The sequence below is a fragment of the Ruegeria sp. YTSA064 genome, from assembly GCF_059610325.1.
Genome location: NZ_JBXWNK010000006.1, coordinates 276,706 through 291,508, shown reverse-complemented (window position 1 = coordinate 291,508; position 14,803 = coordinate 276,706). Strand labels below are relative to the sequence as shown.

Genomic DNA, 14,803 nt, shown 5'->3' with positions numbered 1-14,803 from the left:
ACTGAACAGGCATCTCCCACCCAGCAAAATCAACCAACTTACCACCCAACTCAACATGCAAAGCGTGAAGAGGCGTGCGTTTAATCTCGCCCATAGCCAGAGCCTTTCTAATCAGCGGGATTGGTCACGAACGACTGTTACAGTGCAATGCGCGTTACGCACGACACGTGACAAGTTCGGACCAATCTCATAATTCGGGAAATCGCCTTTGGTCGATGCCATGACGATCAGATCGAAGCCTTCCTTGTACGCAAGCTTCAGGATTTCGCGGTAGACGCTGCCTTCTTCGACATGTACCGGAACATCACCGGCATTGCCGTGATCCAGAATGGCCTGAATCGCGTTGCGTACATGCTCTTTGGCACCCGCACCGTAGTTGGCAGGCAGGTTAGGGAGCTGGATGATCTCGGGGATAACGGCCACTGCGTGCAATTCAGCACCATAGAATTTTGCCTGTTCCAGCGCGAGCGGCAGGGCGTTCTTCCATGAGCGGTCGTCGGTGTGATCAATAGGCAGCAGGATTTTCGTGGCCATCACGTCTCTCCTCGAGATATAGAAATCTGTTTCAAAGCCCGGGGGCCACTTTGGCCCCCGGGGTATGTTTATCCAGGTTTATTCGGCTGGTGTGCCACCTGGTTCTTCGGACTTGCCACCCGAAGCGAAGAACTCTTTCGTCAGCTTGATGACGATCGGGCTCAGCAGCGCCAGGGCGATCAGGTTTGGGATGGCCATCATGGCGTTCAGCGTATCGGCAAGCAGCCAGATGAAGCCTAGATCCGCGGTCGCTCCAAAATAGATCATGACGATCCAAAGGACGCGGTAAGGCATCAGCGATTTGACGCCAAGCAGGAACTCGACACATTTTTCGCCGTAGAACGACCAGCCCAAGATGGTGGTGAAGGCAAAGATCGACAGAGCGATGGCGATCAGATATCCACCGATCCCCGGCAATGATAGCTCGAACGCGTGGCTGGTCAGAGCGGCACCGGATTCACCAGACGTCCATGCACCCGACGAGATGATCGCCAGACCGGTGATCGAGCAAACGATGATGGTGTCGATGAACGTCCCCAGCATCGCGATCAGGCCCTGGTTGACCGGACCTTTGGTCTCGGCTGCGGCGTGCGCGATCGGAGCGGAACCCAGACCCGCTTCGTTCGAGAAGACACCACGTGCCACACCAAAGCGGATCGCAGCCCAAACAGCGGCACCCGCGAAACCACCTTCGGCGGCCGAGGGGGTGAAGGCGTAGGTGAAGACCAGTGACAGCGCATGTCCGATGTTGCCGATGTTGATCAGCAGTACCAGCAAGCCCGCGATGATGTAGGCGATTGCCATGAACGGAACCAACTTACCGGCAACTGCACCGATCCGGGTGATGCCGCCCAAGATTACGGCTGCTGTCAGAACCATCAGAACAACACCGGTGACCGAGGTGTTGAAACCGAAATTCGCTTCCAGAACCTGGGCGACACCGTTGGCCTGTACACCGTTACCGATGCCAAAGGCTGCGACAGCTCCGAACAGAGCGAACGCAACGCCCAGCCAGGCCCATTTTGCACCCAGACCGTTTTTGATGTAGTACATCGGACCGCCGACATAGTTGCCCAGTTCGTCTTTCTCGCGGTATTTCACGGCGCAGACAGCTTCGGCATATTTGGTGGCCATGCCCACCAGGGCGGTCATCCACATCCAGAACAAGGCGCCCGGACCGCCCAGGAAGACAGCAGTGGCCACACCGGCGATGTTACCCGTACCGATTGTCGCCGACAGCGAGGTCATCAGCGCGTTGAACGGGCTGATCTGCCCTTCGCCCTGACCTTCACGGCCTTTGAACAGCAGGCTGAAGCCTGTGCCGATGCGCAGGATCGGCATGAACTTAAGCCCCACCTGCAGGAAGAAGCCAACGCCGAGGATGAGGACCAGCATTAGCGGCCCCCACACGACGCTATTAATAGCCCCTACGATTGAATTTAACGCTTCCATGGTTTCCCTCCCATTTGCGTCAGGTTTATGCCCTGTTTGCGATGGCCCGCTGGCGGGCTTGCTTAAGGGCGGCAAAGTCTTCGTCCGCGTGGAACGACGAACGGGTCAGCGGGGTTGCTGACACGTGCAAAAAGCCCTTGGAACGCGCGATTTGTTCCAGTTGGGCGAATTCTTCCGGAATCCAGAATCGGTCGATCGGGTGATGTTTCGGCGTCGGCTGCAGGTATTGACCGACTGTCAAGAAATCGACGTTTGCGGCACGCAGATCATCCATGACTTGTCGGACATCATTCAGCGTTTCGCCTAATCCAACCATCAAACCGGATTTGGTGAAAACTTCGGGATTTGCGCGTTTGGCATCGTCCAGCAACCGTAGCGAAGTATAGTAACGCGCACCCGGGCGTACAGTTGGGTAGAGGTGCGGTACAGTCTCAAGATTGTGGTTGAACACATCCGGAGCAGCCTCGAACACCACTTCTGCAGCTTCGCCCTTACCCAGAAAATCGGGGGTCAGAACCTCGATCGTCGTGGTAGAGTTCTGATGGCGGACCGCACGGATTGTCTGTGCAATGTGCTCAGCCCCGCCATCGGTTAAGTCATCGCGATCAACAGATGTGATGACGACATGACGCAAGCCCAGTTTCTTCACCGCTGCGGCCACCCGACCAGGTTCGAAAACATCCAGGGCATCGGGACGCCCGGTTGAGACATTGCAGAATGAACAGCCGCGCGTGCAGACTTCGCCCATAATCATCATGGTAGCGTGCCGCTTAGACCAGCATTCACCGATATTTGGGCAGGCTGCCTCTTCGCAGACCGTCACGAGATCGTGGTCCCGCATCAGGCGGCGGGTTTCATAAAACTCGGGGCCTTCCACCTTTTTCTTGCGAATCCACTTGGGTTTGCGCGGGATGACGCTGTCTGCCTTTTTGGCTTTTTCCGGGTGACGGGGGCGAAGCTGGATGGTCATCTGGCGGCTCCGGTTTAGGCGTGAATCGCGCGGCCTAGGGCGTCGAGGCAGGCTTCTTTGACAGCCTCACCCATCGCAGGATGCGCATGGCAGCTTGCTGCAACTTCGGACACGGTCGCCCGCTTTGTCATCGCCAACACCAATTCTGCGATCAGATCGCCACCATGAGCGCCACAGATATGCGCGCCCAGAATCTTGCCGTTAGTGTCTGCCAGTACTTTCACCGCACCGTCTGTTTCTCCGGTCGAGCGCGCGCGCGAGTTCGCCATGAAGGCGAATTTGCCGACGGAATACTCGGCTCCGGCGTCTTTCAGCGCTTCTTCGGTCAATCCTACTGAGGCGACCTCGGGATCTGTGTACACAACGCCCGGCACGGTGTTGTAATCGACATGCCCGGCTTCGCCTGCCAGCATCTCAACGCAGGCAACACCGTCTTCTTCGGCTTTATGTGCCAACATTGGGCCGGGAACGCAGTCACCGATGGCGTAAATGCCTGGCACTGATGTTTGAAATGTATTGTCAACTTCTATGACGCCACGTTCGTTCACAGCCACACCCAGCTCTCCCAAGCCAAGCCCTCGGGTGACGGGGCGGCGACCGACAGCGATCAACACCTTGTCGGCCCCAATCGCTTCTTCCTTGTCCTTACCAACGCGATCCACGGTCAGGGTCAGACCTGCATCCGTTTTGTCGACCGATTTCAACGCCCGTCCCAATTGGAACTTCAATCCGCGTTTGGACAGGGCACGCTGCGCCAGTTTGGCAATCTCACCGTCAATTCCGGGCAACACCCGATCCAGATATTCGACCACCGTGACCTTAGCGCCCAGACGTGCCCAGACCTGCCCTAGCTCCAAACCGATAACGCCTGCACCGATCACCACCAGATGTTCGGGAACCGTCTCCAATGCGATCGCACCTGTTGAGCTGAGGATGTCCTGCTCGTCTATCTCGATTCCCGGCAATGGTGTGGGTTCCGAGCCCGTGGCAATCAGGATGTTCTTGGCTGTGTGGACATCTTCTCCAACTTTAACTTGCCCGGCGGTGGGAATGCTGGCCCACCCCTCGATCAGATCGACGCCGTTTTTCTTGAACAGGAACGCGATGCCTTTGGTCAGGTCGCCTACGATCTTGTCCTTGCGGCCCATCATCGCTGGTACATCGATGCTGGCCCCCTCGACCGCAATACCGTGGGAGGAGAGATGTGCAAGTTCGGCATATTTGGCCGAGGAGGTCAGCAACGCTTTGGAGGGTATGCACCCCACATTCAAACAAGTCCCGCCGAGCGCACCACGGCCCTCAACGCACGCTACTTTCATGCCCAATTGAGCTGCGCGGATCGCGGCGACATAGCCGCCTGGTCCGCCCCCGATGACAATAAGATCGTAAGTCATTTGGTCTTCTCTCAGTAGATCGGGTGGCTTGCGCAAAGGGCGCGGACTTTTTCGCGGGTTTCCTTTTCGACGGCTTCATCCCCGTCCGGCGATTGGGCCAATGCGTCCAATACATTGCCGATCAAGTGACCGATCTGCTTGAACTCTTCCGAACCAAAGCCGCGACTGCAGCCAGCTGCGGTGCCCAAACGAATGCCGCTGGTGATCGTTGGTTTCTGGGGGTCACCCGGAACGCTGTTTTTGTTGCAAGTGAAGCCTGCACGCTCCAGCGCAGCTTCAGCGTCTTTGCCGGTTACGCCGATTGGGCGCAGGTCGACCAGCATCAGGTGGTTTTCGGTTCCACCCGAAACGATATCGCAGCCGCGCGCTATCATTACATTCGCCAATGCTGACGCGCTAACCACGACACGCTTCATATACTCTTTGAATTCGGGTTTCAGTGCTTCTCCAAATGCAACGGCTTTTCCTGCAATCACATGCATCAGAGGGCCGCCCTGCAAGCCGGGGAAAACGGCTGAGTTCATCTTTTTTGCTAACGCTTCGTCGTTGGTCAGAATAACCCCGCCACGCGGTCCACGCAGGGTTTTGTGCGTGGTTGATGTTATAACGTGGGCGTGGCCAACTGGCGAAGGATGCAGACCCGTCGCGACAAGCCCTGCTATGTGGGCCATGTCGGCCAGCAACCAAGCACCAACTTCATCCGCGATGGCGCGGAAGCGTGCAAAGTCAATTTTTTGCGAATAGGCCGATGCGCCTGCAATGATCAGTTGGGGTTTTTCGGCTTTGGCAAGTGCCTCAACCTGATCATAATCAATCAGCCCGGCTTCGGTCAGTCCGTACTGGACCGGACGGAACCACTTGCCGGATTGGGCAGGTTTTGCGCCGTGAGTCAGGTGGCCACCAGCATCCAGCGACATACCCAGGATGGTATCGCCAGGGCTAAGTAGCGCCAGTTTGACGGCCCCGTTGGCCTGTGCACCCGAATGGGGTTGGACGTTTGCATATTCGCAACCGAACAATTGTTTCAACCGTTCGATCGCTTCGGCCTCGACTTCATCCACATATTCGCATCCACCATAATAGCGGCGGCCAGGATAGCCTTCGGCATATTTGTTGGTCAGCACAGAACCCTGTGCATCAATCACAGCCTGAGAGACAATATTTTCAGAAGCGATCAGTTCGATCTGTTCAGCCTGACGTTTGCCTTCGCGCGCAATCGATGACGCGATGACCGGATCGGCTTCAATGAGCGACTTTTTGAACATTATCTCCTCCATCGACCATGCTCCCCAAACAGGAAATTAAGTTTCCTATAGTGGATAATGTACCGATAAGGCAACAAATATTTAGCAACAGGAAAGTTGTAGGATGTTGTGGAAACCTTTAACCTTCAGAAAAGGGGGAGAATTATATGGTTGAGGACCACCCAAATGATACTTCTGGACCGGATGAATTGGGCGATGGAGCTGTACTAGGACGCTCGATCCGTGATGCGCGTCGTGAAAAAGGCTGGACTTTGGAAGAGGCTGGTCGGGCAGCGGGAATCGGTCGATCCACGCTTTCGAAAATTGAAAACAATCAAACGCGACCCAGTTTTGACATCGTGCGAAGGCTGACACAGGCACTGGGTATGAGCACGCCTCAACTGTTCCTGCAGTCAGGACAGACCGGTATATCAGGGCGACGCGATTTCACCGCCAAGGGTGAGGGCGAAATCAAGAACACACCTACCTATTTGCATGAGCTTCTGTGCACAGAGCTCACAAGCAAGCGGATGCTTCCCTATATCGCGACGATCAAAGCCAGAGATATTTCAGAGTATGATACTTGGATCAGGCACAGTGGCGAAGAGTTCATGTATGTAATCAGCGGCGAGTTGACGTTTGTTTCCGAACACTACCGACCATTGTCCATGAAAGCCGGGGATTCACTATATTACGACAGCAGTATGGGGCATGGATGCATCTCAACCAGCAAAGAAGATGCCCAAGTGTTGTGGGTATCGCTCGAGTGAAACCGATGTGACGGTTTGTTTTGATAACCTTGTTGTTGTTGAGGCGGAATTTGAATTTGAGCACTCTCAATCCAAAAAAAGAAGAAGCACATGACGCAGAATATCTTTGCCGGCACGATGCCTGCATTAATGACACCCTGCCTGCCTAATCGGGCGCCGGATTTCGATGCTCTGGTCAAAAAGGGCAAAGAGATGATCGACGCCGGCATGTCTGCCGTGGTGTATTGTGGATCGATGGGCGATTGGCCTTTGCTAACGGATGCGCAAAGGATGGAAGGCGTTGAAAGGCTGGTTGATGCTGGATTGCCTGTGGTTGTTGGCACAGGTGCCATTAACTCAAAATCAGCGGTCGCGCATGCAGCTCATGCGCAGAAAGTGGGCGCATCAGGTCTGATGGTTATTCCACGTGTTCTTTCGCGTGGCTCGTCGATCGCGGCACAAAAGAACCATTTCAAAGCCATCTTATCAGCAGCACCCGACGTTCCAGCGATTATCTATAACAGCCCAGTATACGGTTTTGCGACCCGCGCTGACTTGTTTTTCGCACTCCGGGCCGAACATCCAAATCTGGTCGGTTTCAAAGAATTCGGAGGCAAAGACGATCTGAGATATGCTGCCGAATTCATTACGTCTAAGGACGATCAGGTTACGTTAATGGTCGGTGTAGACACCGAGGTCTATCACGGTTTCGTAAATTGTGGAGCCACGGGGTCAATTACTGGGATCGGCACGGCGCTGCCGAAAGAGGCGCTGCTGCTGGCGGCACTGGCCAAGAAAGCCGCGACTGGTCACGCCGAAGCCCGCCTGCGCGCACGCGAATTGGATGAGGCGTTTGGCGTATTGGCAAGTTTTGACGAAGGTACGGACCTCGTTCTGTACTATAAACATCTTCTGGTCCTGAATGGTGAAGATGAATACCGTCTGCATTTCAACGAAACAGACGAGTTGTCTGACGCGCAGCGAAACTATTGCGAACAGCAGTATGAACTTTTCCGCAACTGGTTCAACAACTGGGTCCAACAGGGTGGGGTCATCGCTGAATGCATGTGATCGACAGCCATACCGGGGGAATGCCCACGCGTGTCATTCTGGATGGCGGTCCCGATCTGGGGTCGGGGTCGGTGGCAGAGCGGGCAGAACGATTGGCGATGCAGCACGAGCAGTTCTACAAATCCATTCTGCTAGAGCCGCGTGGCCAGCCCGGAATGGTTGGTGCACTTCTTGTGGAGCCCGTAAACCCGGCCTGTGCCGCGGGCGTTATCTATTTTGACGCTGATGCGGTGCTGGGGATGTGCGGGCATGGCACGATCGGTCTGGGTGTGACACTGGCTCATTTGGGTCGGATCGGAGTCGGTGTGCACCGGATCGAAACCCCTGCAGGAGAAGTGGTGATTGACCTGAAGGACCCAAACACCGTTGAGGTTACGAATATCGAAAGCCGCCGGGTGCGTCAGGCGGTTACTATTGATGTCGACGGCTACGGGTCAGTGACCGGAGACGTAGCTTATGGCGGCAATTGGTTTTTTATTGTCGACCCGAGCCCAATGTCTGTTGAACCTGCAAACATCCGTTCATTGACTGACTTTACCATTGCTATCCGCGAAGCCTGTATCTCCCATGGTGTTGGCGGTGAGAATGGCGAGCCTGTCGACCATGTTATTTTGCAAGGCAAGTCTCCGAATAAAGGGGTCCACAGCCGAAACTTTGTTCTATGCCCTGATAACGATTATGACCGCTCACCCTGCGGCACCGGCAGTTCGGCGCGTTTGGCTTGTCTGGCGGCCAGTGGGCAGCTGCGAGCCGGAGAAGAGATTGTGCAGGAGAGTGTGATCGGAAGTAGCTACCGGTTGTTCTATGAACCCGGGCAGGTTGGGGGTGTTGTTCCAAGTTTAACCGGGCAAGCATACGTGATGGCTGAAAGCACATTGATCTTTGCTGAGGGTGATCCGTTCCGAACCGGAATAATCAGACCGTAACTAAAGGGCAGAAATGAATGTCTGTTTCCAAAATCGTGGCGGGTGGGCAAACGGGCGTTGATTTGGCTGCCCTGGGTTTCGCACGAAAGCACCAAATCCTTTATGGTGGTTGGGTCCCAAAAGGCAGAACGAACGAGGCCGGTCTGATCCCTGTTGAGTACGCTGGATTGGTCGAGACCCATTCACCGGAAGTGATCGAGCGGACAAAGCTGAACGTTCAGTCCAGCGATGCAACGCTGATAGTTGTGAATGGTTCAGACAGTCCTGGCACGCAACAAACGGTTGTTTTTGCAAGGGAGGCCGGAAAGCCTTACCTGGTGCTAGATGTCAGGCAGGGAACGGAGTTTTGCCAACAAAAACTGCGAGATTGGCTGCGCAAAAATCCGGTTGAAGTCTTGAACATTGCCGGTCCGCGCGGGTCAGAGGCGCCCGGTCTGGATGTGCAGGTGCGAGATCTGCTTGAGGGTTGTATCGATGAATTTGCCTACCCCAGATAATCACGCAGCGCAGGAGGTGGATTTTCAAATAGCTGCTTGGTTGCAACAGGTGCGTGTGCAACTTGATCCGTAATAAATACCGTTTGCTCGGTTATCCGAAGCGCATCCTGAGGATCATGACTAACCATAAGCAGCGTTGTTCCGGTCTCAGCCACCAGATCCGCCACCAGATCTAACATCTCGGCCTTTAGCGCAGGACCAAGGGCGGCAAAGGGTTCATCCAGCAACAAGACATCTCGCTTTTGAACCAATATCCTGGCCAGCGCGACCCGGCTCTGTTGTCCTCCGGACAATTCGGCAGGTTTTCTGGTTCCCATTTCCGGTAGGCCAACGCGATGCAAGGCTGACTTCACCATTTCCTTTTCTTCATCTGATAAGCGCCCATTCGGGCGGATGCCCAAGCCAACATTTTGGGCGGCGGTCAGATGCGGGAACAAATTTCCGTCCTGAAACAGCATCGCAAGCGGTCTTTTCCCCGGAGGCAGGGTGGTCATACTTTGGTCATTCCAATGCATCTGTCCGGCCTTCAAATCCCGAAATCCGGCGATGGTTTCCAACAACGTAGATTTCCCCGCACCAGATGGGCCAATGACCGCGACCTTGGCTCCAGTTTCGATTTCGAAATCGGCATTCAGCAGAAAGCTGCCGTTCGAGATAATGCATTCATCAAGCTTCAGCATGCCAACGCCCTCCGCGATCCAGTATCCAAAACACACCCATCGAAAGAAGAAGCAGCACCAACGCTCCACCCGCAGCCGCTTGCATTTGGTAGGCCCCCATAAGGCGATAAATTTGCAATGGAAGGGTTGCGATTTGCGCATCAGCGAACAATGCGATTACGCCAAGGTCACCCATCGATAGGGCAGCAGCCAAACCCGCAGCAAAACCAATTTGAGGGCGAAGACGCATCACTATGATGCGGGTGAAAAATGTGCGTTTGTTCATATCCAAAGACAGGGCCAAACGTCTGTGCCGTTCTATCGTGTCGCGCGCAGCGGGCACGAGTATTCGAAGCGCGAAAGGTAAGGCCATCACGGCGTTAACCAGTGCAGTGACAGGAAGGGCCAGCATAGCTGGATTGGCGACAGGGCGGATCAGAATAAACAGACCGGTGCCGATAACCAGTGGTGATGCAGCGAGGCCGAGAATGCCGCATAATTCAACGATGCCATACCTTCCGGTCGCCGCAGAAACAGCCATAGGCACCGCGAGCAGCAACAACAGCATGGTGCTGATGGTGGCCACGAGGATTGAAATGGCGGCTGCGCGAAACACTAGGGTCGGCAGTTCGAACAGTCCCAACGCGCCTGAAATCACCACAGATGCCAACGGCAAAAGTAAGAATGTTGCAGCGGCGATAATCCAAAACGCGTCCAACAAGGGCGTTCCACCATCCCAACGGCGGATCGCACGGTTGAGGCCCGCCCCAAAGCCGTCCCCTCTCGAAAACTTCAGGGCCGCCAGAGCGGCAGCGGCAGTCAAGGCCAGTTGCAACGCGGATAGCAGTGCTGCACGGCCAAGGTCGAAATCATATGTAAACGCCTGATAAATCGCGAGTTCGATCGTGGTCGCGCGCGGGCCGCCGCCTAACGTTAGAGCAACGGCAAAACTGGTCAGGCAGATGGCAAAGATAACGGCCAGCACGCCGGGCAAAACGCGCCGCAGCATGGGCAATTCGATCAATCGAAACATTGCCATCCCATCACATCCAAGCTGTGCGGCTAGACGAAATCGTTCTGCTGGAATCTCCTGCCATCCTTGCAAAATCAGCCGCGTTGCAAGAGGGAGATTGAAAAACACATGGGCCAGAACGACTCCGTGCAGCCCGTAAATCTGGATTGGTGGAAGGCCAAAAACGCCCAATACATCCGAGATCCATCCAGAGCGGCCAAAAACCTGCAGCAATCCCAATATTGCGACGATGACCGGAAGGATGAATGGCACCCCCAAGAGCGCTATCAATACCCGTCGTCCACGAAACCGCCGCCGCGCCAATGCACGCGCCACTGGGATGGCCAGCATAGAACTGAACGCTGCAGAGAGCGTTGCTTGCAAAAGCGTAAAGCGCAATGCCGCCCAGTCAGAGGGATTGAATCCGCCGCTGGTTTCGGCTCGTAAGCCAACGGTGGCCAAAGTTCCCAATATCAGCGCGGCGACAAGGGCCGCCGCGCTGATACCTGGCCATGAGCTTACTGGCTGAGTGCGCCCAGCCATTCCGAAAGGGCCTCATCTCTTTTAGTTGCAGCTTCGCTGGGATCAATAATCAGAGATTTCTGAGGAACGACCAGAGTGTCAAATCCTTCGGGCAGCCCCGAGGACGGGGTGACGGCTGGATACATCCAGTTGGTCGTCGGGATGATTTGCTGGAACGCGTCGGAAACCATGAAATTCAAAAACTGGTCGGCCAATTCTGAATGATCCGAGCCAGCCAATTTTGCCGCAACTTCGATCTGCATATAATGGCCTTCGTCAAAGGCTGCAGCTGCTTTGCTGGCATCTTCCTCGGCAATCAGATGATAGGCAGGAGATGTTGTATAGCTCAACACCATGTCAGCCTCACCATCGAGAAACAACCCATAAGCTTCGGACCAGCCTTTGGTCACAGTCACGATGTTGTCGGAAAGGTCAGCCCAGATTGCCGGGGCTTCATCACCATAAGCCGCCTTGACCCACAATAGGAGGCCCAGACCCGGCGTAGATGAGCGTGGGTCTTGAATGATGATTTTAGCCTCGCTGTCCGCCAGTTCCCGAAAATTGGCGGGCGCTGACGCATCAGCGTTGTGAACAAAGGCAAAGTAACCCCAATCATAAGGAACGAAAGTATCGTCGGTCCATTGGATTGGCAGTGCGTAATCAGCGGTGACCGAATGAGGGGCAAACAAGCCGGTTTCCTTGGCGGCGGCGATCAGATTGGTATCTAGCCCCAGCACAACATCTGCATCGGTGTTCTCACCCTCAAGACGGATGCGTGACAACAGGGCGGCACCGTCTTCGACACCCACAAGATTAAGGTCACAGTCACAAACTGCCTCAAATGCTTCTTCGACTTTTGGGCCGGGCCCCCAGTCCGAGACGAAGCTGTCATACGTATAAACGGTCAACTGTGGTTTGTCGGCTGCAACAGCCGATGTCGCAGTCAGTATTCCCGCAGCAATTGCCAGATGTTTCATATCATCCTCCAATGCGGCGAGAGGGCAAGGATGGACAAAACCTGTACCTTTCCCTCCGCCGGTTCTAGCCGGTTCAGGTTCAACGGGTTTGCCAGTGGACATCTCAGCGCAGTATCGCGCGCACCCCGAGGTAGGGCTTTGATTAGGGTGACACGAGCGCAAATACAACCAAAATCCTGAGATTCAAGCCTGCAGCATGTCGATTTTTGCCAACTAATCGTTCAGTCTGATGTTGAGTTTGATGCGCGATTTTATACGCATATTTGACGCGCATAGTAGGTGGTGATAAATTTGCTTATGAAGAGGTTGGCTATATGAATGTCCAGACACGGAAACCGACCAATCTGTCGCTCGATCCCGCTTTGCTTGCCGAGGCCCGAAAACTGAAAGTGAACCTTTCGCGGGCCGCGGAGGAGGGGGTTCGTGCAGCCGTGGCGGCAGCCAAGGCAGAGCAATGGCAAGCGGAGAACGCTGAAGCTCTACAAAGCTCCAACTCTTATGTTGAAAAGCACGGATTGCCCCTGGAGCGGTTTCGTCAGTTCTGATGCCGAAATACGATGTGTTTCCCAACCCCTCTGGCGATGGCTTCTTGTTGGATGTCCAATCGGATCTTCTGAGCGATCTGAACACACGTGTGGTCGTACCCCTATTGCCGAAATCGTACGCGCCGAAACCTGCAACCCGTCTTAACCCAGAGTTCATGATTATGGATGAGCCGGTTGTCATGGTGACCCAGTTTATGGCCGCTGTTCCGACAGGGGTACTCAAGTCGCCTGTAGGGAATCTCGTTGACGAGTTTGAAAAAATTACCGTTGCTGTCGATATGCTGATGCAAGGCTTCTGAAAAGGAATGGCCGGCCAAATAGGCCAGCCATCAATTAGTTGCAGAAGCGGTAGGTTATTGGTCTTCGGTTCTATTTTCCACGAAGCACAACAACACTGCATTGGGCATGCCGGACAACACGTGCAGCCGTTGAGCCGATCAGATAGTCCGAAAGACCCGGTTGATGCGACGCCACGATGATGCAATCCGCTTTGTGTTTTTCAGCCCAATCGAGGATCGAGTTTGTGGGATGCCCGGTCACGACATGCGTACTGATGTTCGAAGCCTCCACGGCTGTGCCCAGTCTTTCTTCAAACTCTGAAACGCTTTTCTGAACCTGTTCCGCAGGAAAGTACGAGCCGATATACGAAGGAAGTTCTTCGAGAACCGATAGCACCGATACGGTTCCTCCGTCTGCCAGCAGACGGCTTGCAGCATCCAGAGACAAGGAGCAGTCGTTGATGTGATCGGGTGCGACTGGAACGAGGATATGGTTATACATCGGAACCTCCGGGTTATTTCAGGATGCTTGGCAGCCAAGTTGCGATCTGCGGGAAGATGAAGATTAGTGTCAGACCAACAAACTGCAGCACAACAAACGGGCCAACCGAGTTGTAGACGTCGCCCATGCTGACATCTTTGGGTAGCACCCCTTTGATCCAGAACAGCACGAAACCAAACGGAGGTGTCAGATAGGCGATCTGGATGTTCACGATGAACAGTGCGCCAAACCACAGCTTGTCGATTCCCAACTCATCAATGATTGGAATGAACAGCGGGGTACACAGCATGATGATAGCCCAATCGTCCATCACCATACCCAGAACGAGGATGATCAGCATCATCATCAGCAGGATGCCTGTGCTGCCGCCCGGCATGGAAAGTACCAGGTTGGTCAAAAGGTCCTGGCTGCCCAGAGTATTGAACACATTCAGATAGACAGTTGCACCGATCAGGATCCACAGACCCATGCCGCTGAGTTTCAAAGTGGAAACCAGCGATTCCTTCAAAACTTCCCAGGTCAGCTTTCCGTAGATCAGGTTGATGACAAACGCACCTGCTGCACCAAACGCCGCAGCTTCGGCAGGGGTCGCGATTCCGCCCCAGATGACACCCAGAACGATGATGATCAGCAGTGCAAATGGCCAGATGCTGAGAACTGCGGTCAGTTTTTCGGCGCGGGTGAATTTCTGATCTGCAGGCAGCGCGGGTCCCAGTTCAGGCTGAATTTTGCAGCGTACGCCGATATAGATCGTATAGAATGTCGCCAGCATCAGGCCCGGCAAGAGGCCTGCCATGAACAGATCACCGATCGAAACCTTGGCCAGCAAACCATAAAAAATGAAGGGAACGCTGGGAGGGATCAGCGCGCCCAACGCACCGCCAGCCGCGATACAGCCAATCGCGATACGGCGATCATATTTATAGCGCATCATTGACGGGTAAGCGATTTGACCCATTGTGGTCGTTGCCGGAGGTGTGATGCCGGTGATGGCAGCAAACACCGTACAAACCTGTACCGTGCCCATGGCGAGACCGCCATGAATATGGCCGATCAGTTTGTACACGGCATCATAGGCCGTCTCGGCTATCCCAGAAAATCGTATGAGTGAACCCATAAAAAGGAACAGGGGAACTGTGACCAGAACCGAGTTCCAGGGTGTTGAATAGAAGGCACTTGGTACCGATAGCAGCGCGCGGGGTTCAAAAACCAAGGCAAACAGCACCGCCGTTCCACCCAAACCGAACGCAACCGGCAGGCCCATAAAAAGGATCCCAAACAGTATTAAGAAATACAGCGCTGTAATTAGTTCGAGGCTCATGATCTTTAGTTTCCTTACCTAGTGGCCGTTCGCGCGGTCTATGTCAGGTTGCTTGCCTGCAATCTTTCGAACGCTGGCATGCGCCTATCTAATCTGCTGGCCCGACAGTCGGGCCAGCAGAAGCGTTTCTAGCAATGCGTGAGTTTTCAC

Annotated in this window: 16 protein-coding genes and 1 riboswitch; of the genes, 6 read left to right on the top strand and 10 right to left on the bottom strand. The window is 54.6% G+C overall.

Going from position 1 to position 14,803, the window contains the following annotated elements; all coding sequences use genetic code 11:
• Positions 1–111: 111 nt before the first annotated feature.
• The 5 genes from AC2FI7_RS11480 to glyA all read right to left on the bottom strand — a co-directional run bounded on the left by AC2FI7_RS11480 (position 112) and on the right by glyA (position 5,615).
• On the bottom strand, positions 112–534 hold the full coding sequence (locus AC2FI7_RS11480; protein WP_010441645.1) for a universal stress protein: 423 nt from the start codon (positions 532–534) through the stop codon (positions 112–114).
• Between the two features lie 78 nt (positions 535–612).
• A complete protein-coding gene (locus AC2FI7_RS11475) occupies positions 613–1,986 on the bottom strand; it encodes an alanine/glycine:cation symporter family protein (RefSeq protein ID WP_029621957.1) in 1,374 nt (457 codons plus the stop codon).
• Between the two features lie 25 nt (positions 1,987–2,011).
• Positions 2,012–2,956 carry a lipoyl synthase gene (lipA, locus tag AC2FI7_RS11470; protein ID WP_496816166.1) on the bottom strand — a complete coding sequence of 315 codons (945 nt, stop codon included), beginning with the start codon at positions 2,954–2,956 and terminating at the stop codon, positions 2,012–2,014.
• Between the two features lie 14 nt (positions 2,957–2,970).
• On the bottom strand, positions 2,971–4,350 hold the full coding sequence (gene lpdA, locus AC2FI7_RS11465) for a dihydrolipoyl dehydrogenase (protein ID WP_496816165.1): 1,380 nt from the start codon (positions 4,348–4,350) through the stop codon (positions 2,971–2,973).
• A gap of 11 nt (positions 4,351–4,361) precedes the next feature.
• Complete coding sequence (gene glyA / locus AC2FI7_RS11460; protein WP_010441641.1) at positions 4,362–5,615, bottom strand: serine hydroxymethyltransferase; 1,254 nt, start codon at positions 5,613–5,615, stop codon at positions 4,362–4,364.
• A 146-nt stretch (positions 5,616–5,761) separates the two neighbouring features.
• Between glyA and AC2FI7_RS11455 the strand changes: the two genes are divergently transcribed.
• From AC2FI7_RS11455 to AC2FI7_RS11440, 4 genes are all read left to right on the top strand, one after another.
• Positions 5,762–6,364 carry a helix-turn-helix domain-containing protein gene (locus AC2FI7_RS11455; protein WP_010441640.1) on the top strand — a complete coding sequence of 201 codons (603 nt, stop codon included), beginning with the start codon at positions 5,762–5,764 and terminating at the stop codon, positions 6,362–6,364.
• A 90-nt stretch (positions 6,365–6,454) separates the two neighbouring features.
• The gene (locus tag AC2FI7_RS11450) at positions 6,455–7,414 is read left to right on the top strand and encodes a dihydrodipicolinate synthase family protein (RefSeq protein ID WP_496816164.1); all 960 of its coding nucleotides are present in this window, start codon (positions 6,455–6,457) and stop codon (positions 7,412–7,414) included.
• Positions 7,405–8,340, top strand: coding sequence for a 4-hydroxyproline epimerase (locus AC2FI7_RS11445; protein WP_010441638.1), 936 nt, complete (start codon positions 7,405–7,407; stop codon positions 8,338–8,340). The genes AC2FI7_RS11450 and AC2FI7_RS11445 overlap by 10 nt, the downstream gene beginning before the upstream one ends.
• A gap of 17 nt (positions 8,341–8,357) precedes the next feature.
• Positions 8,358–8,837: a putative molybdenum carrier protein gene (locus AC2FI7_RS11440; protein WP_010441637.1), complete on the top strand. Its 480-nt coding sequence runs from the start codon at positions 8,358–8,360 to the stop codon at positions 8,835–8,837.
• Here the strand turns inward: AC2FI7_RS11440 and AC2FI7_RS11435 are convergent.
• Genes AC2FI7_RS11435 through thiB form a run of 3 tightly spaced genes read right to left on the bottom strand, consistent with a single transcriptional unit; the run spans position 8,825 to position 12,007 of the window.
• Positions 8,825–9,517, bottom strand: coding sequence for a thiamine ABC transporter ATP-binding protein (locus AC2FI7_RS11435; protein WP_010441636.1), 693 nt, complete (start codon positions 9,515–9,517; stop codon positions 8,825–8,827). The genes AC2FI7_RS11440 and AC2FI7_RS11435 overlap by 13 nt on opposite strands.
• Complete coding sequence (locus tag AC2FI7_RS11430; RefSeq protein WP_010441635.1) at positions 9,504–11,051, bottom strand: thiamine/thiamine pyrophosphate ABC transporter permease ThiP; 1,548 nt, start codon at positions 11,049–11,051, stop codon at positions 9,504–9,506. The genes AC2FI7_RS11435 and AC2FI7_RS11430 overlap by 14 nt, the downstream gene beginning before the upstream one ends.
• Entirely contained in the window at positions 11,027–12,007 is a 981-nt protein-coding gene (thiB, locus tag AC2FI7_RS11425; protein ID WP_010441634.1) for a thiamine ABC transporter substrate binding subunit, read from the bottom strand. Before thiB ends, AC2FI7_RS11430 begins: the two co-directional genes overlap by 25 nt.
• Positions 12,008–12,039: 32 nt before the next feature.
• Positions 12,040–12,145: riboswitch (TPP riboswitch) on the bottom strand.
• A 176-nt stretch (positions 12,146–12,321) separates the two neighbouring features.
• Between thiB and AC2FI7_RS11420 the strand changes: the two genes are divergently transcribed.
• Both AC2FI7_RS11420 and AC2FI7_RS11415 read left to right on the top strand, forming a co-directional pair.
• Positions 12,322–12,552: a type II toxin-antitoxin system CcdA family antitoxin gene (locus tag AC2FI7_RS11420; RefSeq protein ID WP_010441633.1), complete on the top strand. Its 231-nt coding sequence runs from the start codon at positions 12,322–12,324 to the stop codon at positions 12,550–12,552.
• Positions 12,552–12,851 (top strand): CcdB family protein, encoded by a 300-nt coding sequence (locus AC2FI7_RS11415; protein ID WP_010441632.1) that lies wholly within the window; start codon positions 12,552–12,554, stop codon positions 12,849–12,851. The genes AC2FI7_RS11420 and AC2FI7_RS11415 overlap by 1 nt, the downstream gene beginning before the upstream one ends.
• Before the next feature lie 70 nt (positions 12,852–12,921).
• Here AC2FI7_RS11415 and AC2FI7_RS11410 read toward each other — a convergent pair whose 3' ends face one another.
• The gene (locus tag AC2FI7_RS11410; protein WP_010441631.1) at positions 12,922–13,332 is read right to left on the bottom strand and encodes a universal stress protein; all 411 of its coding nucleotides are present in this window, start codon (positions 13,330–13,332) and stop codon (positions 12,922–12,924) included.
• Between the two features lie 13 nt (positions 13,333–13,345).
• Positions 13,346–14,653 carry a TRAP transporter large permease gene (locus AC2FI7_RS11405; protein WP_010441630.1) on the bottom strand — a complete coding sequence of 436 codons (1,308 nt, stop codon included), beginning with the start codon at positions 14,651–14,653 and terminating at the stop codon, positions 13,346–13,348.
• Positions 14,654–14,803: the final 150 nt, after the last annotated feature.